Annotated in this window: 28 protein-coding genes and 2 pseudogenes; 10 read left to right on the plus strand and 20 right to left on the minus strand. The window is 60.7% G+C overall.

The window, feature by feature from the left end; all coding sequences use genetic code 11:
• Positions 1 to 25: 25 nt before the first annotated feature.
• Positions 26 to 850, minus strand: coding sequence for an arylamine N-acetyltransferase family protein (locus HX793_RS14215; RefSeq protein WP_177095068.1), 825 nt, complete (start codon positions 848 to 850; stop codon positions 26 to 28).
• A gap of 120 nt (positions 851 to 970) precedes the next feature.
• Between HX793_RS14215 and HX793_RS14220 the strand changes: the two genes are divergently transcribed.
• The 3 genes and pseudogenes from HX793_RS14220 (at position 971) to HX793_RS14225 (ending at position 2,094) form a co-directional block, all read left to right on the plus strand.
• Positions 971 to 1,207 (plus strand): DUF6555 family protein, encoded by a 237-nt coding sequence (locus HX793_RS14220; RefSeq protein WP_016979650.1) that lies wholly within the window; start codon positions 971 to 973, stop codon positions 1,205 to 1,207.
• A 95-nt stretch (positions 1,208 to 1,302) separates the two neighbouring features.
• A pseudogene (locus tag HX793_RS31290) lies at positions 1,303 to 1,494 on the plus strand (LysR family transcriptional regulator); the annotation flags it as partial.
• Between the two features lie 186 nt (positions 1,495 to 1,680).
• The gene (locus tag HX793_RS14225; RefSeq protein ID WP_177095066.1) at positions 1,681 to 2,094 is read left to right on the plus strand and encodes a hypothetical protein; all 414 of its coding nucleotides are present in this window, start codon (positions 1,681 to 1,683) and stop codon (positions 2,092 to 2,094) included.
• Between the two features lie 183 nt (positions 2,095 to 2,277).
• Here the strand turns inward: HX793_RS14225 and HX793_RS14230 are convergent.
• A pseudogene (locus tag HX793_RS14230) lies at positions 2,278 to 3,708 on the minus strand (IS1182 family transposase).
• A gap of 25 nt (positions 3,709 to 3,733) precedes the next feature.
• On the opposite strand from HX793_RS14230, the gene HX793_RS14235 reads away from it, so the two are divergent.
• The gene (locus HX793_RS14235) at positions 3,734 to 4,048 is read left to right on the plus strand and encodes a hypothetical protein (protein ID WP_177053850.1); all 315 of its coding nucleotides are present in this window, start codon (positions 3,734 to 3,736) and stop codon (positions 4,046 to 4,048) included.
• A gap of 156 nt (positions 4,049 to 4,204) precedes the next feature.
• Here the strand turns inward: HX793_RS14235 and HX793_RS14240 are convergent, their stop codons facing one another.
• The gene (locus tag HX793_RS14240) at positions 4,205 to 4,465 is read right to left on the minus strand and encodes a DUF3630 family protein (protein WP_177095064.1); all 261 of its coding nucleotides are present in this window, start codon (positions 4,463 to 4,465) and stop codon (positions 4,205 to 4,207) included.
• A gap of 174 nt (positions 4,466 to 4,639) precedes the next feature.
• Here HX793_RS14240 and HX793_RS14245 point away from each other — a divergent pair, with 174 nt between their 5' ends.
• Complete coding sequence (locus tag HX793_RS14245; RefSeq protein WP_178905516.1) at positions 4,640 to 5,674, plus strand: hypothetical protein; 1,035 nt, start codon at positions 4,640 to 4,642, stop codon at positions 5,672 to 5,674.
• 94 nt (positions 5,675 to 5,768) lie between these two features.
• Here HX793_RS14245 and HX793_RS14250 read toward each other — a convergent pair whose 3' ends face one another.
• From HX793_RS14250 to HX793_RS14265, 4 genes are all read right to left on the minus strand, one after another.
• The gene (locus tag HX793_RS14250) at positions 5,769 to 6,215 is read right to left on the minus strand and encodes a GNAT family N-acetyltransferase (RefSeq protein WP_177095690.1); all 447 of its coding nucleotides are present in this window, start codon (positions 6,213 to 6,215) and stop codon (positions 5,769 to 5,771) included.
• A complete protein-coding gene (locus HX793_RS14255; RefSeq protein ID WP_256354448.1) occupies positions 6,163 to 6,765 on the minus strand; it encodes a P-loop NTPase family protein in 603 nt (200 codons plus the stop codon). Before HX793_RS14255 ends, HX793_RS14250 begins: the two co-directional genes overlap by 53 nt.
• A 141-nt stretch (positions 6,766 to 6,906) precedes the next feature.
• Positions 6,907 to 7,107, minus strand: a complete 201-nt coding sequence (locus HX793_RS14260) for a DUF6021 family protein (RefSeq protein ID WP_177095688.1) — start codon at positions 7,105 to 7,107, stop codon at positions 6,907 to 6,909.
• 14 nt (positions 7,108 to 7,121) lie between these two features.
• Positions 7,122 to 7,298 (minus strand): hypothetical protein, encoded by a 177-nt coding sequence (locus HX793_RS14265; protein ID WP_177095685.1) that lies wholly within the window; start codon positions 7,296 to 7,298, stop codon positions 7,122 to 7,124.
• Between the two features lie 114 nt (positions 7,299 to 7,412).
• Here HX793_RS14265 and HX793_RS14270 point away from each other — a divergent pair, with 114 nt between their 5' ends.
• Positions 7,413 to 7,934 carry a DUF3087 family protein gene (locus HX793_RS14270; protein WP_177095699.1) on the plus strand — a complete coding sequence of 174 codons (522 nt, stop codon included), beginning with the start codon at positions 7,413 to 7,415 and terminating at the stop codon, positions 7,932 to 7,934.
• Here HX793_RS14270 and HX793_RS14275 read toward each other — a convergent pair.
• The 3 genes from HX793_RS14275 to HX793_RS14285 are packed head-to-tail and all read right to left on the minus strand — an operon-like array spanning position 7,931 to position 10,957.
• Positions 7,931 to 8,371 (minus strand): MEKHLA domain-containing protein, encoded by a 441-nt coding sequence (locus tag HX793_RS14275; protein ID WP_177095697.1) that lies wholly within the window; start codon positions 8,369 to 8,371, stop codon positions 7,931 to 7,933. The genes HX793_RS14270 and HX793_RS14275 overlap by 4 nt on opposite strands.
• Positions 8,372 to 8,414: 43 nt before the next feature.
• Positions 8,415 to 9,545 carry an MFS transporter gene (locus HX793_RS14280; RefSeq protein ID WP_016979669.1) on the minus strand — a complete coding sequence of 377 codons (1,131 nt, stop codon included), beginning with the start codon at positions 9,543 to 9,545 and terminating at the stop codon, positions 8,415 to 8,417.
• A gap of 47 nt (positions 9,546 to 9,592) precedes the next feature.
• Positions 9,593 to 10,957 carry an MFS transporter gene (locus tag HX793_RS14285; protein ID WP_177095683.1) on the minus strand — a complete coding sequence of 455 codons (1,365 nt, stop codon included), beginning with the start codon at positions 10,955 to 10,957 and terminating at the stop codon, positions 9,593 to 9,595.
• Between the two features lie 200 nt (positions 10,958 to 11,157).
• Here HX793_RS14285 and HX793_RS14290 point away from each other — a divergent pair, with 200 nt between their 5' ends.
• Entirely contained in the window at positions 11,158 to 11,883 is a 726-nt protein-coding gene (locus HX793_RS14290) for a carbonic anhydrase (RefSeq protein ID WP_028616817.1), read from the plus strand.
• A 3-nt stretch (positions 11,884 to 11,886) separates the two neighbouring features.
• Here the strand turns inward: HX793_RS14290 and HX793_RS14295 are convergent, their stop codons facing one another.
• The 7 genes from HX793_RS14295 to HX793_RS14325 are packed head-to-tail and all read right to left on the minus strand — an operon-like array spanning position 11,887 to position 15,709.
• Positions 11,887 to 12,336, minus strand: coding sequence for an alpha/beta fold hydrolase (locus tag HX793_RS14295; protein ID WP_028616818.1), 450 nt, complete (start codon positions 12,334 to 12,336; stop codon positions 11,887 to 11,889).
• Positions 12,329 to 13,078, minus strand: a complete 750-nt coding sequence (locus HX793_RS14300) for an HvfC/BufC N-terminal domain-containing protein (protein ID WP_177095680.1) — start codon at positions 13,076 to 13,078, stop codon at positions 12,329 to 12,331. The genes HX793_RS14295 and HX793_RS14300 overlap by 8 nt, the downstream gene beginning before the upstream one ends.
• A complete protein-coding gene (gene bufB, locus HX793_RS14305) occupies positions 13,075 to 13,899 on the minus strand; it encodes an MNIO family bufferin maturase (protein ID WP_177095678.1) in 825 nt (274 codons plus the stop codon). The genes HX793_RS14300 and bufB overlap by 4 nt, the downstream gene beginning before the upstream one ends.
• A 54-nt stretch (positions 13,900 to 13,953) precedes the next feature.
• Positions 13,954 to 14,226, minus strand: a complete 273-nt coding sequence (gene bufA2, locus HX793_RS14310) for a BufA2 family periplasmic bufferin-type metallophore (protein ID WP_016979675.1) — start codon at positions 14,224 to 14,226, stop codon at positions 13,954 to 13,956.
• A 26-nt stretch (positions 14,227 to 14,252) separates the two neighbouring features.
• Entirely contained in the window at positions 14,253 to 15,014 is a 762-nt protein-coding gene (locus HX793_RS14315; RefSeq protein ID WP_010209550.1) for an alpha/beta fold hydrolase, read from the minus strand.
• A gap of 18 nt (positions 15,015 to 15,032) precedes the next feature.
• Positions 15,033 to 15,440: a DoxX family protein gene (locus tag HX793_RS14320; protein ID WP_177095676.1), complete on the minus strand. Its 408-nt coding sequence runs from the start codon at positions 15,438 to 15,440 to the stop codon at positions 15,033 to 15,035.
• Positions 15,437 to 15,709 (minus strand): BufA1 family periplasmic bufferin-type metallophore, encoded by a 273-nt coding sequence (locus HX793_RS14325; protein WP_010209548.1) that lies wholly within the window; start codon positions 15,707 to 15,709, stop codon positions 15,437 to 15,439. The genes HX793_RS14320 and HX793_RS14325 overlap by 4 nt, the downstream gene beginning before the upstream one ends.
• Before the next feature lie 575 nt (positions 15,710 to 16,284).
• Between HX793_RS14325 and HX793_RS14330 the strand changes: the two genes are divergently transcribed.
• Positions 16,285 to 19,101, plus strand: a complete 2,817-nt coding sequence (locus tag HX793_RS14330) for an ATP-binding protein (RefSeq protein ID WP_177095674.1) — start codon at positions 16,285 to 16,287, stop codon at positions 19,099 to 19,101.
• Positions 19,102 to 19,168: 67 nt separating this feature from the next.
• Here HX793_RS14330 and HX793_RS14335 read toward each other — a convergent pair whose 3' ends face one another.
• Positions 19,169 to 20,062 (minus strand): glycine betaine ABC transporter substrate-binding protein, encoded by an 894-nt coding sequence (locus tag HX793_RS14335; RefSeq protein WP_177095673.1) that lies wholly within the window; start codon positions 20,060 to 20,062, stop codon positions 19,169 to 19,171.
• Between the two features lie 156 nt (positions 20,063 to 20,218).
• Between HX793_RS14335 and HX793_RS14340 the strand changes: the two genes are divergently transcribed.
• On the plus strand, positions 20,219 to 22,255 hold the full coding sequence (locus HX793_RS14340; protein WP_177095671.1) for an NADH:flavin oxidoreductase: 2,037 nt from the start codon (positions 20,219 to 20,221) through the stop codon (positions 22,253 to 22,255).
• Here the strand turns inward: HX793_RS14340 and HX793_RS14345 are convergent.
• Positions 22,252 to 22,923, minus strand: a complete 672-nt coding sequence (locus HX793_RS14345; protein ID WP_177095669.1) for a TetR/AcrR family transcriptional regulator — start codon at positions 22,921 to 22,923, stop codon at positions 22,252 to 22,254. The two genes, HX793_RS14340 and HX793_RS14345, sit on opposite strands and share 4 nt — an antisense overlap.
• A gap of 140 nt (positions 22,924 to 23,063) precedes the next feature.
• Between HX793_RS14345 and HX793_RS14350 the strand changes: the two genes are divergently transcribed.
• A complete protein-coding gene (locus HX793_RS14350) occupies positions 23,064 to 23,840 on the plus strand; it encodes a hypothetical protein (RefSeq protein WP_177095667.1) in 777 nt (258 codons plus the stop codon).
• A gap of 60 nt (positions 23,841 to 23,900) precedes the next feature.
• On the opposite strand, the gene HX793_RS14355 is transcribed toward HX793_RS14350, so the two are convergent.
• A complete protein-coding gene (locus HX793_RS14355) occupies positions 23,901 to 24,785 on the minus strand; it encodes a DMT family transporter (RefSeq protein ID WP_177095665.1) in 885 nt (294 codons plus the stop codon).
• Between the last annotated feature and the right edge of the window lie 93 nt (positions 24,786 to 24,878).

The following is a 24,878-nucleotide window of genomic DNA, read 5'->3' on the forward strand; positions in this document are numbered from 1 at the left end:
CGAAGGCTCTAACTCAACACTTCTATCAGTTGGCCATCACCAAGCCATCAAGGACAGTGCGCAGCGCCGGCGTGACCGGCACGCGAATCCCAAAGGTTTCAGTCAATACCTGCAACACCTCGTCGGCACTGGCGAGGGCGTGCTTTTCACTCGGCCGGTCCAGGTAGTGAATCGCATAATGGGCGTTGTTCAGGGTATGGCGCTTACCCGCAGCCAAGCGCGCGACTTTCAACTGGCCAACAAATACCGAGTCCGGATGGGTGGAGACATACCAGTTGCCGATTTCATAATCGATGGCCGCCTGCACCTGCAGATCGAACACATACAGGCCGCGCCACTCCTCGGCCACGTGCGCCCACAGGGTGTAACTGCCCTGCCCGTCGAAGGTCAACCGATAAGGCTCATGCGCCGTGGCCTGCACCGCCTCGGTGTCCAACCGCAGCGGACTGCTGGGCACCATGCCGCCAAAGCCGACATCAGTGATATAGCGCACGCCATCCAACGTCACCAGGCTCAAACGATGAGTCCGCGCCGTACGCGCATCCGGCGGCCCACCCATCACCACCCGCCCGGTGATGCCACGCGCGTCAAAGCCAAGTTCCTGCAACAACGCCAGGAACATCTGGTTCAACTCGTAGCAATACCCACCTCGCCCCTCCAGCAGCACTTTCTGCTCGACGCTGGCCAAATCGATTGGCACCGGCAGGCGCATCAGGCTCGACAGGTTCTCGAAGGCAAAGGTGCACACATGGCGCAGTTGCAGCTCCCGCAAGGTGTGCAAGGTCGGCGCTGGCGGCGAGTCATAGCCCAGGCGTTGCAGATAGAGGCGGCTATGGGTCAACAGTGACATGGAGCAATCCTTGGGCGCGGGATAGAGGCGACACTATGCCGCGCCGATGTGCAGATTGTCATTTTGAATGAACCTTTTTGAACGCTGCCCTATCCATCTATAACAACACAGGGAGGCAACATGAGTACCGCAAAAATCTACACCATCAATTATCAGCTGCACGGCAAGCCAAAATCCTTTGTGGTGCGCGCCGAAGTGATGAACAACGCCGAAGCCTGGCACTGGGCGGCGGTGGATGCCGATATCGCCCATGTGAGCCGCGTGGGGCGGGTTGGGCATGAGCAAGTGAAGAAGACGACCCGACCGTGGGCGGAGAAGTTTGGGATTACGGAGGTGACGTGGGTGGCGCCGAAGTGAGGGGGGAAAGCCCCGCTGGGTGAGGCGGGGTTTTCTGGGCAGTCGCGGCTATTCGTAAATGACGCCTTTCGGCCATCCGTACAGGCGATGCATAAACCCCTAAGGGAGAAACACTGCTCAGCAATGCCCGCCGGTTGCTGGAGCTGAACGACGGCATCTTTCAGACCCTACGTGAAAGCTAAACCGGCGCGCTTCAAGAAGACTTTGGGGAACATTTCCTCAGCGATATCCTGCGACGCTTCGTCCAGACTTACCCGAGGGTCAATCTCGAAGTCAGGATCGCCCGCTGACCAACCCCAGCGCCGGCGGTATCTGGAAAAATAAATCTGTCCCCTTTTCCGCCTTTCCCGCGCGAAATGATCGAAAGCACCCGAGGGTTCAACTCGGACGACGGCAATGGATTAGAGTGGGCGATATAAATCCGCACCCTGCAATTTTCCACACATCTGTTTATAGCCAGGAGCAACGTTCCCATGAGCGGGCCGTATGAGAAAGCCGAGTTCGCCTTGCGAGCCAAAGACAGTGCGGCCTTCTGGGCTGCACTCGCCGGCGTCGACGCACAAATAGCTGCGCCACTTTTGGCGAAGCTCCTGTTGGAAGACTGGCATGAAGAGCATGAAGATATCGTTTTTGAGTTGGGGCTAATCGGGGATAGCTGCGCGACGTACGCGATTGCGCAAGCCGCGCAGAAGAATCTCGAGTACCTGATCAGGTGGGGCAACCTGGAAGAGTTTCAGCGCAAGTGCGCTTATGCATTAGCGCGTATTGGCTCTGGCGATTCTAAGGTAGCGTTGGAGCTTTTGGCACAGCAGTTCGACACAGGCGTTAGCAAGTATGCTGAGGAAGGGCTGAAGCATTGGCCTATGCCGGTCAAAAAGCGGGGTTAGTGGGCGGAGTTTTTCTGCCTAAATGACCGCTTCTGGCCCAGAGTGTGTAAAAACGCGCTGATGCACTGTCGGTGCGCAGCGCTGACGGTTGTTAGCGGGGTAATTGCTCAGAACAAGTCCTACGGACCATCACGACGGCCTGGGAGCCCATAGCGCCGCTGGATGGCCAAAATACAGACCTCTTCAGGCCGACAGCGCCTTCATTAACCCGCTGGTACCGAGAATTTTTATGACTCGCTTAAAGTTGTAGGCGAGGACGTTCAAGCTCATCTCCGCACTTACTCCGGCCAACTTTCGGGTCAGAAAATGTGTGGCGCCCATCCATTGCTTGAGTGTCCCGAAGGGATGCTCGACCGTACGCTTGCGGACTCGCATCATGTCCGGCGCGTTGCCCAGCCTGTTGTGCATTTCCTCCAATACGGCTTCATGTTCCCATCGCCGAACTCGCCGTTGCTTGCTTGGTGTGCACTTCGATTTCAGCATGCATCCCTGGCAATTAGAACTCCAGTAACGGTGCAACTTCAGGCCTTTTTCAACGCTGGAAAAGCGCCAGATCAACGCCTCTCCAGCGGGACAAATGTATTCGTTTTTTGCCGCGTCATAGTGGAAGGCATCGTTATTGAAACGCCCGTCAGCCTTGGCTCCAGAGGTCATCGGCTTAGGCACATAGGCGGTGATGCCTGCATCGTGACATGCCAGGATTTGTTCGCCTTTGAAGTAACCTCGGTCAGCCACTACCGACAAGGTATCTGACGCCATAGCCTCGCGGGCCTGCTTGGCCATCGAGCTGAGTTGATCGCGGTCGGAGCCGACGTTGGTAACTTCATGGGCAACGATCAAATGGTGCTGGGTATCGACCGCTGCCTGCACATTGTAACCGACGATTCCAGTGCCGCGCGTCATCATGGAACGGGCGTCTGGATCGGTCAGTGAGACCTGTTTATCCGGTGATTCGTTGAGCTGAGTTTCAATCGCTTGAAGCTCTTTCATTTGCGTCCTCAGCTTGGCGATCTTCTCTTCCAACCGCACGGCGTTGGATTTGGAGGCTGTGGGTTCTTGTCGATCCGCAGCATCAAGCTCGGTCAGGTAGCGGCTGATGCTCGATTCAATTTCTTCCATTCGTCGCTTTAGTTTGGCGCTAGTGAAGTTGCGGTCACGATTGTTGACGGCCTTGAATTTACTGCCGTCGACGGCAACCAGGTTTTCTCCGAACAATCCGAGCTACTGACAGAGCACGACGAACTGACGACAGACGCCTCGGATGGCCTTGCTGTTGTCTTTTCGGAAGTTGGCGATGGTCTTGAAATCCGGCATCAAACGCCCCGTCAACCACATCAGCTCAACGTTGCGTTGAGCTTCTCGCTCCAGGCGTCGGCTCGATTGGATACGGTTGAGATAGCCATAGATATAGATCTTCAACAGGACCTCAGGGTGGTAAGCAGGTCGGCCCGTATCAGCAGGAATAGCACCGTCGAAGCCCAAATTGACCAGGTCGAGTTCGTCGACGAAGACGTCGACTATACGTACCGGGTTGGTATCGTTGACGTAGTCGTCGAGGCTTTCGGGAAGTAAGGTGCCTTGACCTCTATGCTCCCCTTGAATAAAGCGCTTCACGAGACGATCCTCTTGTGGAACTCGAATGTTGGATGCTGCTGTGAAGATAGTGAAATCTACCCGTTTTGACGATGTCGACCATGATTTAGGGTATGAGTACCGTGGTCATAATTACAGCGTGCAGAGCGATGGGGATATGTTCCTGATCAGAACTTACGACGACGAACCAAGCTGTGCGACTGTCGTAAGTCCGACCAGGGCGCATGCCAACGGCAACCTTAGACAGCTCGTCGCTTTCTTGCAGACGGAGTTTGGGGTCTCTAGGATCAAGCTCTACAAGGGGGATTTGGGGAGCTACGCTGAGATCGACCTTGAAACGTTGGCATTCCTTCCCATTTAATTCGGCAGCGATAGCGCGGTTGGTGTTTTTACACACTCTGGGCCGAGAGCTGTCACTCACGAACGACGGCTTTCGGCCAAAAGCTGACGGTGGCTACAGGCAGAAATCGACCCACTGCCGCCGTCTAGATCAGATGTGATCTTTGTTGGAGCGGGCTTACCCGCAAGGAGGCTGCTTGAGCAACTCACATGCTCTTCGAGCGATGTCATCTGCACCATCGGAAATGACCACTGAAATGCCTAAATAGTGTTCAAGGTGCAGGGTGAGCGTGTGTTCACCTACCAACAGATCCCAGTAGCGCTGGTCTTGACCATCGAGCCTCTCTTTCCAGCAACCTCCCAGCCCTTGCTCAAGAACCCGGGCCACGTCCTCGAAAAGCGTCCAGTCGGCTTCTTCTGATACATCAATCCTCACCATGCGTCACCTCACCAACAGAAGTCCCCCGATTCTGGTGGCTCCTGCGAATGGTCGCAATGGGGCGGTTAGCAACGGCCTGACTTCGACCGTCGCTAGTAACTGGCGGAAAGTCAATTCACGACCATAATTGCCATCACAAAGCCATCGCCGCCGTTCAAGCGTTCAAGGAAAAATATGATTTCCAAGCTCGTTTCGACTTGCCTCATCTGCTCGTCCCTCGCAGGATGCAACTACTTAACGTATTACAAAGAACTCGAAGCTGATAAGCGTCTTGCTATTGTTACCGAAAAGAAAGAGTTCAATGGGACGACGGCATACACAAGAAAGATTACCTGCTCCGAACCCAGCCCAGATGCTCTAACAGCTCTTGCCGCAAGTCTTAGCGGGGAAACTAAAGCCGGGGTTAACGTGGCGGCCGCTTATTCTGAGAACGCTGCAAGTATAGGCTTAAGAACTCAATCAATTCAATTGTTGCGCGATCAGCTTTACAGCATCTGTCAAGCCTATGCCAATGAAGGTCTTTCTTCTTATAGCTACCAAACATTGCTCGCAAAAAACCAACAGAATACAATTGCATTAATGGCTATCGAGCAATTAACCGGCGTCATAAAGTCTCCTAATGTAAAGATTACGACACGCGCAGAGTCTTACGCCTCAGGCTTAGTTAACAAACAAAATAAAGTTACCGAAATGGAGGCTGAACTGGCTGATCAAGAAGACAAAAAATCAGAAAAGTCTCAAGAACTGACAAAAACAATTGATGCGCTTAAGAAAGACCTCAAAGATGCCCAGCGAAGCCAGTCCAACGCTAGCGGCAACGTACACGTTGAGCAAGCAGAAACACCCGAGTCCGTGGGGCAAACTCAGACGAACATTACAACCATCACTGATGCAATTCTGAAACTAGTAGCAACCACAAATGCCAGCCTTGAAAATGTAAACTCTATGTTTGTTTGTACGGACATCCTTCAAACTTCCGGCTTTAGAGGAAAGGCACAAAATGCAGCAAAAGACATGTATACACCATTAGAAAAAGCATGTGAGGACTACGTCAATCAACGGTTGAAGACGGAAATATCTCGCTTAGAGATTGAGGCCAAGGTCTACGCCACAGCGAACCCAACAAAAGTACTAGCTAAACCGGACGAGTTTACTAAAGCGATTGAAGCAGTAACTACGCCAACCAGAACAACCTCTCAGGATCAGTAATTTTACGGCCTCAATCACTGTGGGACTACCAAACTCAGCAATGACCATGTGATGATTTCTTTCGCCGTCCGCTATTGACCGAAAGCCATCAACATCAGTCATTGCCCAAATCCATCCTATGCGTCTCATACCCATCCTCTACCCGCACAAAGCCACAGCGCAGGTAAAACACGCTTCCACCAGCGGTGTCGGTATAAAGCCTCACGCTTCTAAAGTGCAAAGCAGCATGAACAAGCAGCGCGTTCACCAGCCTCTGACCAACATACTGCCCCCTAGAACTAGGCACCACGTACAAACGTCGCAACCTTCCGACACTGGCCCCAGCATACGGATCAACTGAAAGCCCCCCGATCCCCACCAGTCGCTCGTTCAAATACGCGGCCATCAGGCACTCTCCAGGCGCATCGAAGCGATTGACGCCTGAATGCCACTCCGAGATCAATCGGGTAAGAAACCTGAAGCCCTCAGCCACCGCCGCCTTCTCAAGATCAGCGATCTGTGGCGGTAGGTGTGTGATCGGTTGAATCTCCGTCTGGTTCATCCGTACTCCCTGATTTGGCATAAAACACTGGCGGCGAGGCTGGAAAACCCTCGAGAAACGCCTCTATTTGCCGGCGATTTTGCAAGTGGACAGTCAGCACCTGTGGCCCCACCGCCAGGCGCGTTCTCTCGATGCCTGGGCGCGAGTTACGGTCGAAATTCCACACGTAGCGCAGGAAGGTCAGGAACCCCCGGTCGAGCTTCTCGCTACAGCCGTCAGGCATGTCGGGGCGGGGGCGGTTCAATGCGCTGCGCATCAGTACTCGCAGGAAACAGGTGAGACGTGGGGTGTCCAGCCAGATGATCAGGTCGGCACGCTCAAGGCGCAGGTCAAAGGTGCGACGGGCGTAGTTTCCTTCGCATACCCAGTTATCCGTTGCCACCGCGTTGCGAACCCGGGAACGGAACTGTTCTGCGTCGGGCTCAACCCAGCCTGGCTCCCAGAACAGCCGGTCCAGGTGGACTATCGGCAGCCCCAAGCGCTTGCCCAACAGACGGGCCAGGGTGGATTTGCCGCTGCCTGAATTGCCGAGAATGATGATTCGCTGCATGGGGCATCCTGTCGTCAAGACCACTGGCTTTGCGTGGGCGACCAATGGTCAGTGACTGACAGGTACAGGTCAACTCTTTACCTTATGCGGCGAGTTGATCGTGAGGGGGGTTGGGTCGTCGTGTTGGAGGGTCGCACAGACTCAAGGCTTCAAGTCGCCCAACGGATCATAAGGCGGCTTCCTCCCCTCCCTATCCTTCTTCTCCTTATCCAACGGCGCAATCGCCGGCCCCACCGGGTCCACCTGCGGATCCGCCACATCCGGCGAATCCGGGTCAAACCCCAACTCATCCTTGCCACTGGAATGCTCGCCCGAAGCCGGGCCTTTGGGTGTGTTACTCACGGCGTTCTCCTCGTTCAGAGCGGGCGGGCCCTGTCGTGCAGGTTCTCCAGGTCTTCCTCGACGCGTTCCACGTCGTCGGCCTGACGCTCCGCCGGGTCGTTGGGGCGCAACGCGTCGTTGTCGCGCTCTTCTTCTCCGGGTGTGCGGTCAGGGTTTGGGGTGCCGGGCGGTGGCTGGTTGTAGTCGGACATGATGGTTCACCTCGAAGGGGTCTACACAGGTTTAGAGAAACCGCCGTGCGCCATCGTTCAACTTGTTTGCCCAGGCGTGAGATGATGCGCGCCCCTTCTGGAGGCATGAACCGGATGTTCGAGCTCAAACCCTGCGACCCTGTCACCTTCCGTCAACAAACCCGGCGCAGCACGTTGATTGTGGCGGTGCTGTTCCTGGCCTTGGCGATGTTGCTGTCGAGCCTGGCGGTGATGTTGTTTGGCGAGCCTGGCGGGGATAATTTCCGCTTTAATGTCGGCGGTGTGTTCGCCGGGGTGTTGATCACGGTGGCGCTGGTGCGCAGTCCGTTCTGGTCTCAGCCGTGGCTGGCGGCGGCGGTGTATGGCTGGCAGCTCAAGCGCAACCTGATGAGCGTGACCAACGTAATGCACAAGGTCACTGAACGGGTGCAGGCGAATGACCCGACGGCGATCAAGGTGCTGCGTTTTTATCACTTGGGCCTGACGCAGATGCATGAGCTGGACGCCAACTCCAGCGCCCAGGTGCAACTGGTCGCTGAGGTCGAGGCGCATAAGGCCAAGATGCAGGCGTTGGGGATCGATCCCGAGCAGACCCGGTTCGACCCCGCCTGGCTGGACGCGTTTAAAAGCGCTTAGGCCAGCACGCCAATGCGTTGCTCGTCGGGCCAGAACAGCGCGGCCTGGCCGCAGGGTTGGCCTGCATCGTCGAGCAGGGTCCACACCACCCCGGCGTGGATCATGAAGGGCTGATCAAAGGCATCTACGCGCCAGCCGCTGTAACCGGCGGCGATGCCGTTGGCGGTGACTTGCTCCAGCAGTACCTGGCGTGCGGCGCGGTCGAGTTCCGAGGCGCTGAAGCGTGAGGGCATGCCGATGAAGCGCTCGCGCGGGTATTTGAAGCACTGCAACGCGCAGTCGTTCACGTAGGTAAAGCGCGGGTCTGCGGCGCCGTCATGGGCGAGCAGGCTGTAGGGCGCGTCGCGGTGCAGCCAGGCCAGGCGCTGTTGCGGGTCGAGGTGGTCGGGGGCCGGCAGTCCCTGGCCGGTCCAGTGTCGATACGCCATGTCCAGCACGCCTACGAAGTTTTCTTGATGAGACACGCACACCCTCACATGGTCAGTTGGAAATTTTTGCCCGCCAGCAGAAGACCGCGCTGACGGCAATGGCCGCACCGGCCAGGCCAAACACCCAGGGCGCCGAGGCGATCGGCAGCAACAAGCCGGCGAGCAAGGGCCCGAGGCCGGCGCCGATATCGCGCCACACGGCGTTCGAGGCCAGCGCCGACACGCGCATCGAACCGGGGTTGCGCTCGGCGACCAATGTCGTCACCAGCGGCAGTTGCAGCGCACGCAACACCAGCACCGCCGCCGCGCCGACAATCACCCAGTAGCTGCCGAATGCGGTCAGGGCCAGGGCACTCAGGAACGAAAACAGCAACAGCATCGAGGTCGCGCCAAACCGCTGGGCCGCGCGACCGCCCAGTGGGCTCAGGAGCATTTCCGAGACGTACCGCAGCGCCATGAGGCCACCGGCGATCAGCACCGCATCGCCGCCCAGCAGCTTCTGCGCCTGGATCGACAGGCCGAAGATAAACAGGCCGTCCAGCGCCACCCCCTCGATAAACGACCACATCGCCACGCTGTCCGGCCATTTGAAGCGGCGCCCCGGCGTGCTGTGCAAATCATGCCCGACCGTAGGCAAGCCGCGCGCCATCCACAAGCCCACCAGGCAGCAGCCAGCCAGAATCAGAAAGATCGGACGCGGCCCAGCCATCAATGTCAGCCAGCCGCCCAGGGGCAACGCCAGCATCGGCCCCAGGGCGATCAGCGCACGGGAACGCCCGGCCCGGCGTGCGGCGCCGGCAGGTTCCGAGGTGGCCAGCACTTGGGTCGAGAGGTTCAACGCAGCAAAACACAGGCCCCACACCAGGCGCAGGCAGAGCAAGGCGGCGAAGCCGGACAGCAGCGAGTTGCCCACGGCGCACAGGGTGGCGGCGCCGGCGGCGATCATGCAGGTCAGGCGGTCGCCGTTACGCGCGTAGAAATTCAGCACATGGCGGTAGCCGAAAATCCGCACCAGGCGGTTGGCCGCCAGCAGCACGCCGGCTTGGGCCAGGGTGATGCCGAAGGCCTGGGATTCCATCGGCAGCAGCAGGTAGAGCAACACGTCGCTGGGCAGGCATAACGCCAGGGTCAGCGCGGCGCGGCGGGAGTGGGTATCAGCGGTGCGAAGGGCCAGGCTGGACATAAATCTGGAAACATCCCGAAATATTCAGGTCGCCACGGTAGCGCTAATCAGCCCTTTTTCCCATAGGGAAACAACCGCAGACCACTGGCCACGGCCCCGACCAAGGCAAATCCGCAGCCCAGCCATAGCGCATATTGCGGCCCGCTGCCCAGGGACAGGTGAAAACACAAGGCCACCAACGATGCGCCCAGCGTCTGCCCCAACAACCGCGAAATCGCCACGATGCCACTGGCCCCGCCGCTGCGGGCCAACGGCGCGCTGGTCATCAACGCCTTGAGGTTGGGCGACTGAAAGAAGCCGAAGCCCGCGCCACACAGCGCCATGCGCCAGCCGATATCAAACGCCGACGCGCCGCTGCCCAGGGTCGCGAGTGCGGCCATGCCCACGCTGAGCATCAACAGGCCGATGCCGCACAGCACGCCCAGGTTCACCCGGTCGGCCAGGCGCCCCGCCACCAGCGCCATTACCGCCACAACCGCAGGCCACGGCGTCATCAGGAAGCCGGTTTCCACCTGGCTATGCCCCAGCACCGCCTGCAACAGGAACGGCAGCGACACAAAGGCCAGGCCCTGGGCGCTGAACGCGCAAATGGCAGTGAGGGAAGACAAGGCAAACACCGGGCGCTTGAACAGGTCCAGCGCCAGCATCGGCGCCGGGTGCCCGGCCTGGCGCCGCAACAACAACGCGCCGCACACCAGCGCCACCGCGATCAGGGCCAAGGTCAACGCACCCTGGGCGCCATGCACCGCCGTGCCCAAACCCAACACCAACAACGCAAACAGCCCCGCGCACAACAACGCGGCAAGACGATCGAAGGCATGCCCGGTCATCGGCAGGGTCGGCAACGAGCGCAGGCCCAACGCCAGCGCCAGCAAACCCAAGGGCACGTTGATCAGGTACAGCCAGTGCCAGGTCGCCACCGACAGAATCGCCGATGCGGCGGTCGGCCCCAGGGTAAACGCCAGTCCCACCACCAGCGAGTTGTAACCCAGCCCCCGACCGAGCATTTTTGACGGGTAGATATGCCGCAGCAGCGCCGTGTTCACGCTCATGATCGCCGCCGCGCCCAGCCCCTGCACCACCCGCGCCGCCGTCAGGGTGACCAGCGAGCCGGCCAGCCCGCAAAACAGCGACGAGACAATAAACAGCAGCAACCCACCGAGATACACCCGGCGATGCCCCAGCACATCACTGAGGGACGCAAACGGCAACACCGTGGCGATGATCGCCAACTGGTAGGCGTTCACCACCCAGATCACCGAGGCGGAATCGGTGCCAATCCCCTCGGCCAGGGTCGGCAAGGCCGTGTTGACGATGGCCGTGTCCAGGGTCGCCATGCCGATCCCCAGGGAGATCGCCATCACAGCCGGCAGGCGTTTATTGAGGGGCAACCCATCGGCAACAGAAGACATGGACTATCCGCGCAGGTGACAAAGACCCCTAGATTACGGGTAGACCGTTTTTTTTTCAGTGGCCGATGGCCTGGCTGTCAGAATTTTCATGTTGATGCCCACGCGATTCCCGACAAAAAACGGACAGCACCTACATCTCCCCCCGACCATTCTTTGCACCCTTGGCGTTTCTTCTCTTAACGAACCGGAGAGCGCCGCCCATGCTAAAGCAGCCACCCCTGACCCATGACCGTCGACAATTCCTACGCCTTGCTACGGTCGGCGCTGGCGCCCTGATGCTCACGGGCGCGTTACCTGCAGCGCTCGCACACGCCTCGCCGGCACCGAAGGCGGCCAATAACCTCAACCCACAACAAGCCCTGGCCAGGTTGATGGAAGGCAACGGTCGCTATGCCGAAGGCGTCACCAAGCGCCATGAATTCATGAGCGAGCGCGAGGCGTTGGAGGGCGGGCAGAATCCGTTCGTAGCGGTCCTGAGCTGCGCTGATTCACGGATTACTCCGGAATACGCCTTCGATACCGGCCTTGGCGACCTGTTTGCCGTACGGGTGGCGGGTAACTTCGTGACCGACGACGGGCTCGCCAGCCTCGAATACGCGGTGGCGGTGCTCCGCACGCCGTTGATCATGGTGCTCGGGCACGACAGCTGCGGCGCCCTTGCCGCCGGGGTGAAAGCCACCAAGGACAACGCCACGTTCCCCGGCAAGATCCAGGGCCTGGCAGACGCGTTCAAGCCGTCGGTGCGCAAGGTCTTGAAAGCGCCTGGCGATCTGCTTGCGAACGCCATTGCGCAAAATGTCAGCGACACGGTGGCGCGGCTCAAGGCCGAGTCGACGCTGCTGGCGGACGCCCTGGCCGCTGGCAAACTGCACATTGTCGGCGGTATCTACAGGTTGCACAGTGGCCGGGTCGAGTTGATCGGCTGACCCTCAACGCCAGTGCCCGGTACTGGCCATCAACCCCACGGCTTGCGCAAAACCCGCCTGGGGTGCGGTGTTCAGCGTGACCAGCCCGACACAGCGGCTCGGCTTCAACGTCGCGGCCCGCGCAGCGATCCGTGCGCCCTGCTGCGCACCGGCGAACACCGCTTCGGGGATGTGCAGCGCATTCATCAGATCGAGCACATCCTGGCCAAGCACAGCGTCGTCTGCCGTGCGCAAGTACGGTACGATCACCCGAAAGCCCTGGGCAGCCAGCGGCGCCGCCACCTCGGAGAACGCCCTGACATCTGCCCCCAGCAACATGATCGCCCGGCCCTCCTCCGGCCCAAACTGTTCATAACGGATCTCCTGGTCATCGGTGCTCACCTGTTGCACGGCCAACGCCGGCGCGGCCATGACCACCGCCGCCAGCAGCAAAAAACCACGACGATCAAACATGACTGACTCCCACTATTAATTCACTGCCCAGCCAACCGGCCAGGTATTCCCCTGCCTGCATCACACCCGCTTCTTCCCCCAGGCGCTGCACCAGGAACTCACACAGCCCGGCGAAACTGCCGTCGGCCTGCAGCTGTTGCACGGCCAGTAGCTCCAGCGCATCCACTTGGCGTAAACGCGACGTGAACTGCCGACGCCACACGAGCAAGCCCCCCGCCTGTTCCAGCATCACCGCTTCCGGCGCGGCCGCTTCCTGCCACAGCGCCGACCAGATGGCCTCGGCATTGGTGGTCAGGGCGTGGCAGCGCAACGACGGCGTCAGTTGCAACATAGCCCTGTCCCAATCCAGCTCGGCCAAGGCCTCCATGGCCAACGGCTGTGCATCGGCGGCGACAAAGGCTTCATTCAGGGCCGACTCGATCCAGGCCAGTTCATGCACATCGGGGTTGCGCGGGAATACGTCCTTCAAGGTGGCATAGAAGCCCTCCGGGTACGCGTCCAGCGTCCAGGCGTGAGGCGGATGGCGGTCGATATGGGTGATGCTTGCGGCCAGGAAGGCTTCCTCCCCGACCCACCGGCGCAGGTTGGGAAACGCCTGTTCCAGGCAACCCACCAACTGCGCACGGTAGTTGTTCTGGTACACCGCCAGGCCGGCGTGATGATTGCCCAGCGCCTGCGCGGATTCATCCGACGCACTCACCAACCAGCTGCGAAAAGTCTGTTGTAGCTGTGCCAGGTTCATCGTTGCGCTCCCAACGTCCGGGCCATGGCCAATTCCTGGAGCAGCTCGGCAAGCGGCGGGATTTCATCGTCGCGCTCGATCATGGTCGCCACCGGCCCTAGCCGCGTCATGGCCTGGGCGTACAGTTCCCAGACGCCGGCGCACACCGGGCTGTCATGGCTGTCGATCAAAATGTCGCGACCCTGGCTGTGGCCGGCCAGGTGCACCTGGCGCACACGTTCGGCGGGAATACCCTTGAGAAACGCCAGGGCGTCGAAACCGTGGTTGCTGGCACTGACGAACACATTGTTGACGTCCAGCAGCAACTCGCAGCCGGTGCGCTGGGCCATGGCCGCGATAAATTCCCACTCGGCCATGGAGGCGCCTTCGAACGCCAGGTAACTCGACGGGTTCTCAAACAACATCGTGCGGCCCAATGCGTCCTGGGCTTGATGGATGTTGGCGCAGACTCGGTCCAGGGCTTCGTCGGTGTAGGGCACTGGCAACAAGTCATGGGAATTGAATCCCCCGCTGCGCGACCAGCTCAAGTGGTCGGACACAAACAGCGGTTCAACTTCGTCTACCAGCGACTTGAGGCGCTTCAAGTAATCCCCGTCCAGCCCTTCGGCGGTGCCGATGGACATGGACACGCCGTGCAGCGCCACCGGGTAGCGCTCGCGCACCTGACGCAGGATATGCCGGGGCTGACCGCCCGCGACCATGAAGTTTTCGGAGATCACTTCGACGAAATCCACGGGCACCGAGGTCTCCAGGAAGTCGCAGTAATGCTCCTTGCGCAGGCCCAGGCCATAGCCTGAAAAGTGCGGGTTGGATGTCGACATGGCGGATCTCCGCAAAGAATAAGTGGCGAGCCCGCAAGGGGCCCGCCGGGTGGATTACTTCGGTTCAGTCAGGGTGCCGCCGGCCTTGAGGCACTCGGACGGGGTCTTGACGATCACGCCTTCGCCCTTGCAGCTGTTGAGGCCTTTGCAGTCGTTCTTGGCGGTGGCGCACAGGCTGGTGCCTTTGCAGGTGTTGACGCCGTAGCAACGGCCGGGTTTTTCCTGCTGATCAGCAGCGCTGGCAGCGGTGGCGAACGAAGCCGAAGCCATGGCGATCAGGGCAGCAGCGGCAGCGAGGCTCAGACGGGATTTGAGTGCAGTGTTCATGGGTGTTTCTCCGGGGTTGGGGTGAATTACTTGATAACGGAAGCAGCGTCTTCGATGACCTTCGCCACAGCCTCAGGCTGGGAGATGTACACCGAGTGGCTGGCTTTGATTTCAGTGACCTTGGAACCGGCGCGCTTGTACATCCAGCGTTGCAGGTCCGGGCTCAGGGCGCGATCTTCGGTGGACACCACCGCGTAGGTCGGTTTCTTGTGCCAGGCGGCAGCCCACACAGTGCCGCCGAACAAGGCGGTGGTTGCCGGCACTTGGGAGGCGGCCATGAAGTCGGTGCGGTTGGTGGTCAGGTCAGCGGCAAAGTCGGCGTTGAATTTGGTGCGATCGAAGAACAGATGACCGTCGCGGCTGGCCTTGATGTCATCGCTGGGCGCCGGCATCGAGCCGATCAACTGGGCCATGTTCTCGCCCACTTCCGGCTGCAGCGCCGAGACGTAGACCAGCGACTTGACCTTGTCGCGGTCGCCGGCAATCGAGATCACCCCGCCACCGGAGCTGTGACCCACCAGCACCACCGGCCCGACTTGCTGCTCCAGTACTTCGCGGGCCTCGGCCACATCGGCGGCCAGGCTCTCGTGGCCCTGGTGCACCACGGTGACCTTGTAGCCCTTGTGAATCAGGATGTCGTGCACCACACGCCAGCCGGAACCGTCGACAAACGAACCGGGCACGATCACCACGCTTTTACCGGTGCCGGGCTGCGGAGCATCGGCCGCCTGGGCCAGCATCGGAACCGTCAGGGCCATGGCAATGGCCAGGGAAGAAAGCATACGCATTGGAAATCTCCATCAAAGTTATGAACGTTTGCCTGAGATCAGGCGGTCCAGCGACCAGGCTCCACCGCCGTACGCCAGCAGTGGCAACAACAAGCCCGCCCAGGTCAGGTGCACCGGCCAGGCGGCGGGGTACACAAACACCTCGATCACCAGGGTCATGCCCAGCAGCGCGGCGGCGGCCGGACGGGTCAGCAGGCCGAGCACCAGCAACAGCGGGAACAGGTGCTCGGCGTAAGTCGCCAGGTGCGCGGCCCAGTCCGGCGGGATCAACGGCAAGGCGTATTCCGAACGAAACAGCGTGTAGGTCGACGGCTTGAGTTCAAGCAACCCCGTGACCTTGGTGCGCCCCGACAGGAAGAACACCGCCGCAATCGCCACCCGCGCCACCAGCAACAGCAGCGCGTCGGGGAGCAGGCGCTGGATCACGGCTGCTCCGTCAGGCTGCCGAAGCCTTTAGGGGTCTTGATCTGGGTGCAGGTGCCTTTGTCCACCAGCACCCAGGCGTTGCCCTGGTAGTCGGTGGTGGAGGTGGCGGCGCACGAAGTGCCAGCGCCTGCGGCGCAATCGTTGGCACCGGCCAGGGCCACGCCGAAGCATTTTTCCTGGGGCTTGGGTTCATCGGCATGGGCCACGGCCGCGAAGGCGCTGAGGGACAGGGCGAGGGTTGCCGCGAGGGCTGCGTAAGGACGCTTCATGGGGTGAGTCTCCTGGCTTGACTGAGTGTGGCCAGGGCGCCTTGGGGTCGGTGACCGCCTGCGCCAGCTGGTGTGCAGAGTTAAAGCCAGGCGTGTATCCGGTCTGTGTCGCGAACGCGATAGAACGTCATGCGGGTGTATCAGGATGGTGCGGGGATACAGTTCGATACACAGTCAATAAAACAATGCCAAAACCCCGGCGGTTTATTCGGCATCCCGAACGACACAATTAGAAATATTCGTGTTTCCGAACGAAGGCGATTTCGCGTCGCCGGTGACCGCAAAAATCACCATAAATTTCATATGGTTGTTGTCATGTTTGTTACATGCCAACTGGCATACATTCTGCTTTATCCGTGTTTCTGGTAATAAAATGTTTCAGCTCTGAGACAGTCTCATCCCCTGAAGCATGGCCGGCGATCCACCTATAAAAACCACCACGCCCCAAAGGAGGGCGGCCTTCCGACCTTTTGATCGACATCAACTTTCCAAGACTGCTGCTGCACATCTGCACCCCAAAAAGGGCGAACGGCCTGATCGCCGAAAACAAGCCCGACTATAAAAAGGACGATTTGATGAGCTCGAGCAAGAACCACGCAGTGTCCTTCCTGGACGCAGACCACCCCGCGCCGGCCACCCCGGACAGCACCATTGGCTTCGGTCCCTTTCTACTCCTGGCAAGACAGCACGTATTGCTGCGCAACGGCGAGCCGGTGACCCTCGGCAGCCGTGCGCTCTACCTGTTGATTGCCCTGGTGACCCGTGCCGGCGAATTGCTGGAGAAGTCCGAACTGATCTCCTTCGCCTGGCCCAAGGTGGTGGTGGAGGAATGCAACCTGCGCGCGCAGATCGTCGCGTTGCGCCGGGCCCTGGGTGACGATGGCAACTTCAGCTACATCGTCACCGTGCCGGGCCGGGGTTATCGCTTTGTCGCGCCGGTCACGGTGCAGGCTGCCGGTGAAGAGCACCTGCCGGTGCCTTATGTGCGAGTGGATGAGCCCAATCTGCCGACGTCGACGGCTGAGGTGATCGGCCGCGACGCCTTGATCGCCAGCCTGGCCGACCAGGTCATGACCCAGCGTTTCGTCACCCTCACCGGCCCCGGCGGCATCGGCAAGACCACCGTGGCCATGGCCGTGGCGCAACGCCTGGCCAGTGAACTCAACCTGGGCAGCTGTTTTGTCGACCTGGCCCCCGCCACCAGCGGGCAATGGGTGGCCGGCATGCTCGCCAGCGCCCTGGGCATCCAGACGGTCAGCGAAGACCCGCTGCAGGGCGTGGCCGCCAGCCTGGCCAACCGGCGCTTGCTGCTGGTACTGGACAACTGCGAACACGTGCTGCCGGCAACCGCCGACGCCGTGGAAACCCTGCTGCGCAGCGCGCCCCAATGCCATGTACTGACCACCAGCCGCGAACCGCTGCGTGCCGAAGGTGAACGGGTGCACGACCTGGCGCCGCTGCAAGTGCCCGACGCACACGCCAGCCTCAGCGCCCACGAAGCCCTCGCCTGGTCCGGCGTGCGCCTGTTTGTGGAGCGCGTGCGCGCCCTCGACCCCGACTTTGTATTCGGTGATGCCGATGTCGCCGCGGCCTGTGCGATCTGCCGCAAGCTCGACAGCAACGCCTTGGCCATCGAGATCGCCGCCGCCCGCGTGCGCACCTTTGGCATCCAGGACCTGGTGGGCCTGCTCGACGGCAGTTTTCGCCTGCAAATGACCGGCCGACGCACTGCCCTCGCCCGCCACCGCTCCCTGAGCGCCACCCTGGATTGGACCTACGCCATGCTCAGTGGCGATGAACAGGCGATGCTGCGCCAGCTCGCGGTGTTCACCGGTTCCTTCACCCTGGAAGCGGTCAAGGCAATGACCGTCAGCAGCAGCCTCGACCCGCGCAATGCCCTGCCCCTGCTCGAAAGCCTGATGGACAAGTCACTGCTGATCGCCGGTGAGTCCAAGGCGCTCAAACGCTATCGCCTGCTGGAAACCACCCGCGCCTACGCCCTGGAAAAACTCAGCGAACAGGGCGAAACCAGCTCAACCTGCCAACGCCATGCACGCTATGCCCTCGGTATGTTGCAGGAAGCCGGGCAGACCCTGGACGGCCTGTCGCCGGAAACCTGGCTGGCGCTCTACGGCCCGGAAATCAACACCATCCGCGCGGCGCTCGAATGGGCCTATTCGCCCAGCGGCGACTTGCCCCTGGGCATCGAACTGACCCTGGGCGGCGTACCGCTGTGGTTGCGTTTGTCCCTGGTCAGCGAGTGCCGCACCTGGGTCGACAAAGGCCTGGCCAGCGACGGCCTCGTCCCACTGCCGTTGCGCCAGCGCATGCTGTTGCAGACCGCCCTGGCCAGCGTGCTGATGCTCACCTACGGCACCGGCAGCGAAATGCGCGAAGCCTGGCGCCAGGTGCGCGAAGACGCCCGCGACCTCGGTGATGCCGAGCACAAGTTGCGCGCCCTGTGGGGTTTGTGGACCGACCGCTGCGGCTGCAACCAGTACACCGAAGCACTGGAGCTGGCCGAGCGCTACATCGCCCTGAACAGCAGCGGCAGCCACCAACTGCTCGGCAAGCGCATGCGCGCCGTGGCGCTGTTCCATATGGGCGACCTACTGGGCGCTCGGCAGAATATCGACGAAGCCCTGGGCTCTCCGTCGGCGCCGCGCTCGCACATCATCGATGTGCACTTCGACCAACGCATCGCCGCGCGCTGCCTCAAGGCCAAGGTGCAGTTGCTCGAAGGCGATGTCGACCCGGCGCTGCGCTTGGTGGGACATTGTGTCGACGAAGCCATTTCCCTCGACCACCCCGCGACCCTTTGGTACACCCTGTGCCTGGGTGCGATCCCCCTGGCCCTGCTGGCGTCCAACCTGCCGAAAGTGCGCTACTACCTGGGCCTGCTGCAAGACAGCACCACCGGCCAGGACCTGCACATCTGGCGGCAGTTTCGCCTGTGTTTCGAGAGTATCCTGCTGATCCGCGAAGGCTCCCCGGAAGTCGGCGTGCCGCAACTGGGCGAAGCCCTGCATCACCTGCAAGGCCAGGGTGACAGCCAACTCTACAGCCTGCTGCGCTGTGAGTACGCCCTGGGCCTGGCGCGCCTGGGCCTGGAAAAACTCGCTCTGGAAGTGCTGGAAGACACCCTGCAATTGGCCCTCGGTCGCCACGAACGCTGGTTCGCGCCGCAGATGCTGCGCATCAAGGCACAAATGACCCTGCGCCAGGCTCACTACGGCTCGGTCGACAAAGCCAAAGTGCTGCTGCGCCAGGCATGGGTAGATGCGCAATTGTCCGGCGCACATTTTTGGCGGGCGCAGATTGCGACGGATTTGGCGCGACTGCAGGAACCCAAATTGCGCATCGCCTCCCTGCCGCGTTTCCAGCACCGATAGCGACGTCGATCTGGAGTGACCTGCTGTTGTGAACCCGGCGCGCTGCGGTGAATCTGACGAGGGCTGCCTATCGGGAAACCAATCCCGATTTAAACATCCCCTCAAAGCGCGCCTTGTTCGCCGCGTAATACGCCGCCACAGCCTTGTCCGCGGTGCTTTCCCGTGCCTGCATCATCAACGCTTCCAAGTCAGCCTGGGGGATGGAGAAATGCGCAAAGAAGTACGCCACTTCAGGATGCTCCTGGCTGAAGCCTTTGCGGGCCATGGCGTGGATCTGTTCGGCGCCGCCGAAAATCTGCTTGGGATCATCCAGGTAGCGCAGCGACCATTTGGAGAACATCCAGTGCGGGCTCCAGGCGTTGACCAATGACCACTTGTCACGCTTGAGGTTGCGGTCCAGCTCGTTGAGCATGCCGCTCTCTGATGACCCCACCAGTTTGTAGCCCACAAGCTTGTAGTCCTCGATCGCCTTGACGGTGAGTTTGTACTGGCCGTTGCCGACTTCGGAGGTAAAGATCTTGCCGTCGAACTTCTCGCGGATCCCGGGTTTGTTCAGGTCTTCCACGCTGGAGATTTCCGCGACCGGCACCGACGTGGGTACGGCCATGCCGATTCGTCCTTCATACAGCACGCCGAGGTCTTCAAGCCGGTCCTTGTACTTGTCGTAGAACGCCTTGTGGGTGCTGGGCAGCCAGACCATCGGGATCAGGTCGATATTGCCGTTGGCCAGCGCCTGGAACTGGATGCCGATATCGGCCATCACCAGCTTGACCGGTTGCTTGAGATGTTCCTGCAACGCCGTGCTGGCGAGCTTGACGGTGATTTCCGTATCGGACCAGTTCACCCAACCGATGCGTACCGGTGGTTTTTCTTCTGCATGGGTCACCGCCGCAGTGGCGCCCAGCGCAAGGCCGAGCAGGTAGGCACAGGCTTTTTTCCGATAGTGCACATGAGCATTCATCAGACGTCCTCCTAAGGGGTGAGGCCGATCTTAGCGACGACTGCAGGGCACCGCAATAGAAATGTACATGCGTGTCGACCATTATTGACACCTATGTACATTTATCCTAATTTCAGATCGCCGAGCCTGATGATGCCCACTACGGAGCACAGAATAATGTCCAGCGATCCCCTGCTGCAGCCCTACACAATCAAGCACCTGACCCTGCGCAACCGGATCATGACCACGGCCCACGAACCGGCCTACCCGGTGGACGGCATGCCGCAGGCGTTGTACCGCGCCTACCACGTAGAGCGCGCCAAGGCCGGCGTGGCCTTGACCATGACCGCAGGCTCCGCCGCCGTATCGCGGGACAGCCCGCCGGTGTTCAACAACGTGCTGGCCTACAAAGATGAAGTGGTCGGCTGGTTGAAGGACCTGACCGATGAGTGCCACGAACACGGTGCGGCGGTGATGATCCAGCTGACGCACCTGGGCCGTCGTACACGCTGGGACAAGGCCGACTGGCTGCCGGTGGTCTCGCCGTCGCACCGTCGCGAGGCGTCACACCGCTCGTTCCCAAAGAAGATGGAAGACTGGGACATCGAGCGGATCATCAAGGACTACGTCGACGCCGCCGAACGCATGAAAGCCGCCGGCTTGGATGGCCTGGAACTGCAAGCCTACGGCCATTTGATGGACCAGTTCTGGTCACCGCTGACCAACGAGCTGGACGGCCCTTACGGCGGTTCGCTGGAAAACCGCATGCGCTTCACCTTCGACGTTCTGCGCGGCATTCGCCAGCGCGTCGGCGAAGACTTTCTGCTGGGCGTGCGCTACACCGGCGACGAAGCACTGCCGGGCGGGTTCACCGCCAGCGAAGGCCTGCAGGTTTCGCATATGCTCAAGGACAGCGGGCTGGTGGACTTCCTCAACGTGGTGCGTGGGCATATCGATACCGACGCGGGCCTGACCGACGTGATTCCGATCCAGGGCATGCGCAACTCGCCGCACCTGGATTTTGCCGGCGAGATCCGTGCGTCCACCGGCTTTCCCACCTTCCACGCAGCGAAAATCCCGGATGTGGCCACCGCGCGCTACGCCATTGCGTCGGGCAAGGTGGACATGGTCGGCATGACCCGCGCCCATATGACCGACCCGCATATCGTGCGCAAGATCATCGAGCGGCGTGAAGAAGACATCCGCCCCTGCGTCGGCGCCAACTACTGCCTGGACCGCATCTACCAGGGCGGCGCCGCCTACTGTATCCACAACGCGGCGACCGGCCGTGAAACCAGCATGCCCCATGAGATTCCCAAGGCTGCGGTGAAGCGCAAAGTGCTGATCATCGGCACGGGCCCGGCCGGGCTGGAAGCGGCACGCGTCGCCGGTGAGCGCGGGCATGATGTGACAGTGCTGGAAGCCGCGGACCAGCCCGGCGGGCAAATCCGCCTGACCGCCCTGAGCGAGCGGCGTCGCGAGATGATCGGCATCATCGACTGGCGCATGGCCCAGTGCGAACGCCTGGGCGTGAAATTCCACTTCAACACCTGGGCCGAAACCGAGACGGTGCTGGCCCATGAGCCGGACGTGGTGATCGTCGCCACCGGCGGCCTGCCGCACACCGACGTGCTGGCCGCGGGCAATGAACTGGTGGTGTCGACCTGGGACATCATTTCCGGCGACGTCAAACCGGGGCGCCATGTGTTGATCTTCGACGACGCCGGCGACCACGCCGCGCTGCAAGCCGCCGAAGTGATTGCGCAGAGTGGCGCCAGCGTCGAAATCGTCACTCCGGACCGAGCCTTCGCCCCGGAAGTCATGGCCATGAACCTGGTGCCCTACATGCGCAGCCTGCAGGACCTGGACGTGACCTTTACCGTAACCTATCGGGTTGAAACGGTGGAGAAACGCGACGGTCGGCTGGTCGCGCGTTTTGGCAGTGACTACGGCGCGGTGCGCAAGCAGCGGGTGGTCGACCAGGTGGTGGTCAACCATGGCACGCTTCCCCTGGATGACCTGTACTTTGAGTTGCGCGCGCACTCCAGCAATGGCGGCGCGGTCGAGCAGCAGGACTTGATTGCCGGGAACGCGCAGAACATCGTGACGAACCCTGAAGGTCGCTTCCAGCTGTTCCGGATCGGTGATGCAGTGGCCGCACGTAATACCCATGCGGCGATCTACGATGCGTTGCGGTTGGTCAAGGACCTTTAAAAACGCTCAAACACCCCCGGTGTGGTTTCGGCATAGCCAAACGCCCCATAGAAACGGTCCAGTTCACGCCGCTTCAGGGCCTTGCCGGTGAACACGCTGACATACTGGGGAATACGCCGGAACCGCACCACCACCTCTTCGGTGGTGTTCATCGAGATATAGCCGATCTGCGTCAGGTAGATGGTCCGGGCACGCACATCGGCGGCCTCGTCGTCGTAACCAAAACGCCGGAACATCGCGGTCAAGGCGTTGATGCGGGTGTCATCGGCCTGCGCGATTTCGGCCGCGACTTCCACCGACTGCATCGCCCAACTGCGTACGGCAAACTCGAACTGCGAGTCGAACAGTTCCGGGTTCAACCAGCACTCGAAGACGTTGAGAATGGCCTCGGAAATACTCTCGGCATAGCGTTCGCACTGGTACACCAAGTTGCCGGTGTTTTTGTCGCGCCAACGGGTCAGCAAGGCGGCGAGCAGTTGCTCACGATCCTCGAAAAACCAATAGAAACTGGTGCGTGACAGGCCCAACTGCTTGGCCAGCGGCATCACGCGCACGGCGTCGATACCGGATTCTTTGAGGGCCGCGTAGGCGGCGTCCAGCCACACATCGACCGAGCCGCGCCAGCCTGTGTCCTGGTTCTTGCCTCGCGGTTTTGCGGGTTGCGACATCCTTGGGTCACCTTTGCCGGGGAATTGCCGGTCACTCTACACGCCCTCATCCATGAGTGCAGTTCGTCGGTAAAACCGCACGAAGAAAAAATCCGGACTACTGTATTTATGTACAGTTAAATAACTTAAGGATGAGCATCATGAACGACAATTTGAAGCAGTCAGGTTCTACCACCACCTCCCAACCCACCACCACATTCGAGCAGGCCAAAACCGGCAGAGCCTTGGATTTCACTTGGACGCCTGACGCCAACACGACCACCACCATCGTTTCGGCGGATTGTGTCGACTACCGCGTCAATACCGCCCAAGGCAGCCCGACCGGTGACAGCGACTCCATCGCACGGCTGACCTATGCCCAAGGCAACGGCGGTGGCCAGGTGGGTACGCTGTTTCTCGAAGAGGTGCGTGCCGGCGTACGCGCCAACACCCGGATCGGACTGATGGTAGGCCGCAAATGGGCGCTGGACGCCGACGCAGCGGATACCGGCAGCATTGGTACCTACGTGGTGGAACAGTTCGATGACATGCGCGCCAGCGTCAACTATGTCGGGGCGTTCGCCCGCGTCTTTGCCGACCCTCGGATGGTCAGTTATCACGCCGGGGGGCATGTGCACACCAATATCTCGATCACCGGCAGTAGAGCCCTGAGCATGGCGGATTCTGGCAAGTCGATCCTGATTATCAGCAATACGGACGTCACGCTGACAGTGGGAGACGATGTGACTGAAGGCTTCAGGGCCACGTTGATCCAGGCGGCAGCTGGCAAGATCAACATCGCCGGATCGAGCAGCCATACGCTGTACAGCAATGCCGGAAACCGCACACGCACGCTCAACCCGCTGGATGAATTGGAGGTCAGCACGTTTCCAGGGGGGCCGGTGTTCCTGGCTTTTCGGGTCAGGCCTGCGGCTTGATGCAAACGCTCGGATCTGGTGTCGCCGCTACCGGATGGGTGCCGGTGACTGCTACACCACTTAGCCAGGCTGCGCGGTGCCTTTAGGGGCGGCGCCCTCCCCCTGCGCCGACAACACAATCGCCAGCACGATCAACGCCGCGCCTGCCAACATCCGGTAGGACGGCGCTTCATGGAACAGCCACCAGGCGCAGGCAATCGCGTACACCGGCTCCAGGGAAATGATCATGCCTGCGCTGCGGGCGTTCAAACCCTTGAGGCTTTTGACGAACAGCGCCTGGGACACCGCCGTGCAGAGCACGCCGAGAATGGCCAGGTTGAGCCAGTCGACAGGCTCCAGCGCCACCAGGTCGAACACTGCAACCGGCGCCATGAACAGCGCCACGGTAGCGTTCTGCCAGAACACCACTTGCACGCCATTTCGGCCATCGGTTGCGCGGCGGTTGGTCATGGCCAGCAAGGCGAACGACAGCCCCGAGGCAATCCCCCACAGCAGCCCGACCGTGCCTTGGTTGGCGATCTCGAACGAGGGTGTCACCAGTATCAGGCCGAGCGTGACCAACAGCAACAACAGCGCTTCAGCCAGGCGCGGCCGGTCGCGGAACACCGCCATGTCGAGCAAGGTGATAAACGCCGGAAAGCTGGCAAAGCCCAAGGTGGCGACAGCGACGCCACCGACCTTGATCGCAATAAAAAACGTGATCCAGTGCGCGGCCAGCATCAGCCCTGAGACGGCATAGATGCCGAGTTTCCTGAGGTTCAGGCCGCGCAGCAGCGCGCGGTCCTGCAGATGTGCGAACACCCCCAGGGCCAGCAAGGCAAAGGCTGCACGGCCAAAGGTGATCACACTGGCGCTGGCGTGGATCAGTGCGCCAAAAATACCGGTCAAGCCAAACAGAATTGCAGTGATATGGGCAGAAGTAAGGGCAGTACGATAGGCAGTCATGAAAAGGCTTCGAAAAAACGAGCTGGGCCGTGGACTTCTTATTGTTGACCCGATTGAAAGGAAGGCGCCCCAATCGCCGCTTGCGTGGAGCTT

This window comes from Pseudomonas reactans, from assembly GCF_013387025.1.
Taxonomy (GTDB): domain Bacteria; phylum Pseudomonadota; class Gammaproteobacteria; order Pseudomonadales; family Pseudomonadaceae; genus Aquipseudomonas; species Aquipseudomonas reactans.

Bases quoted from the DNA above. Each gene is read 5' to 3' on its own strand.
- HX793_RS14280 (WP_016979669.1), bottom strand. From the start codon at position 9,545: ATGTCCAGCCTGGCCCTTCGCACCGCTGATACCCACTCCCGCCGCGCC.
- HX793_RS14350 (WP_177095667.1), top strand. From the start codon at position 23,064: ATGAACGACAATTTGAAGCAGTCAGGTTCTACCACCACCTCCCAACCC.
- HX793_RS14300 (WP_177095680.1), bottom strand. From the start codon at position 13,078: ATGAACCTGGCACAGCTACAACAGACTTTTCGCAGCTGGTTGGTGAGT.
- HX793_RS14250 (WP_177095690.1), bottom strand. From the start codon at position 6,215: ATGAACCAGACGGAGATTCAACCGATCACACACCTACCGCCACAGATC.
- HX793_RS14265 (WP_177095685.1), bottom strand. From the start codon at position 7,298: ATGTCCGACTACAACCAGCCACCGCCCGGCACCCCAAACCCTGACCGC.
- HX793_RS14245 (WP_178905516.1), top strand. From the start codon at position 4,640: ATGATTTCCAAGCTCGTTTCGACTTGCCTCATCTGCTCGTCCCTCGCA.
- HX793_RS14290 (WP_028616817.1), top strand. From the start codon at position 11,158: ATGCTAAAGCAGCCACCCCTGACCCATGACCGTCGACAATTCCTACGC.
- HX793_RS14340 (WP_177095671.1), top strand. From the start codon at position 20,219: ATGTCCAGCGATCCCCTGCTGCAGCCCTACACAATCAAGCACCTGACC.
- HX793_RS14270 (WP_177095699.1), top strand. From the start codon at position 7,413: ATGTTCGAGCTCAAACCCTGCGACCCTGTCACCTTCCGTCAACAAACC.
- HX793_RS14220 (WP_016979650.1), top strand. From the start codon at position 971: ATGAGTACCGCAAAAATCTACACCATCAATTATCAGCTGCACGGCAAG.
- HX793_RS14255 (WP_256354448.1), bottom strand. From the start codon at position 6,765: ATGCAGCGAATCATCATTCTCGGCAATTCAGGCAGCGGCAAATCCACC.
- bufA2 (WP_016979675.1), bottom strand. From the start codon at position 14,226: ATGAACACTGCACTCAAATCCCGTCTGAGCCTCGCTGCCGCTGCTGCC.
- HX793_RS14315 (WP_010209550.1), bottom strand. From the start codon at position 15,014: ATGCGTATGCTTTCTTCCCTGGCCATTGCCATGGCCCTGACGGTTCCG.
- HX793_RS14240 (WP_177095064.1), bottom strand. From the start codon at position 4,465: ATGGTGAGGATTGATGTATCAGAAGAAGCCGACTGGACGCTTTTCGAG.
- HX793_RS14330 (WP_177095674.1), top strand. From the start codon at position 16,285: ATGAGCTCGAGCAAGAACCACGCAGTGTCCTTCCTGGACGCAGACCAC.
- HX793_RS14225 (WP_177095066.1), top strand. From the start codon at position 1,681: ATGAGCGGGCCGTATGAGAAAGCCGAGTTCGCCTTGCGAGCCAAAGAC.
- HX793_RS14285 (WP_177095683.1), bottom strand. From the start codon at position 10,957: ATGTCTTCTGTTGCCGATGGGTTGCCCCTCAATAAACGCCTGCCGGCT.
- bufB (WP_177095678.1), bottom strand. From the start codon at position 13,899: ATGTCGACATCCAACCCGCACTTTTCAGGCTATGGCCTGGGCCTGCGC.
- HX793_RS14295 (WP_028616818.1), bottom strand. From the start codon at position 12,336: ATGTTTGATCGTCGTGGTTTTTTGCTGCTGGCGGCGGTGGTCATGGCC.
- HX793_RS14345 (WP_177095669.1), bottom strand. From the start codon at position 22,923: ATGTCGCAACCCGCAAAACCGCGAGGCAAGAACCAGGACACAGGCTGG.
- HX793_RS14355 (WP_177095665.1), bottom strand. From the start codon at position 24,785: ATGACTGCCTATCGTACTGCCCTTACTTCTGCCCATATCACTGCAATT.
- HX793_RS14335 (WP_177095673.1), bottom strand. From the start codon at position 20,062: ATGAATGCTCATGTGCACTATCGGAAAAAAGCCTGTGCCTACCTGCTC.
- HX793_RS14325 (WP_010209548.1), bottom strand. From the start codon at position 15,709: ATGAAGCGTCCTTACGCAGCCCTCGCGGCAACCCTCGCCCTGTCCCTC.
- HX793_RS14215 (WP_177095068.1), bottom strand. From the start codon at position 850: ATGTCACTGTTGACCCATAGCCGCCTCTATCTGCAACGCCTGGGCTAT.
- HX793_RS14235 (WP_177053850.1), top strand. From the start codon at position 3,734: ATGTTGGATGCTGCTGTGAAGATAGTGAAATCTACCCGTTTTGACGAT.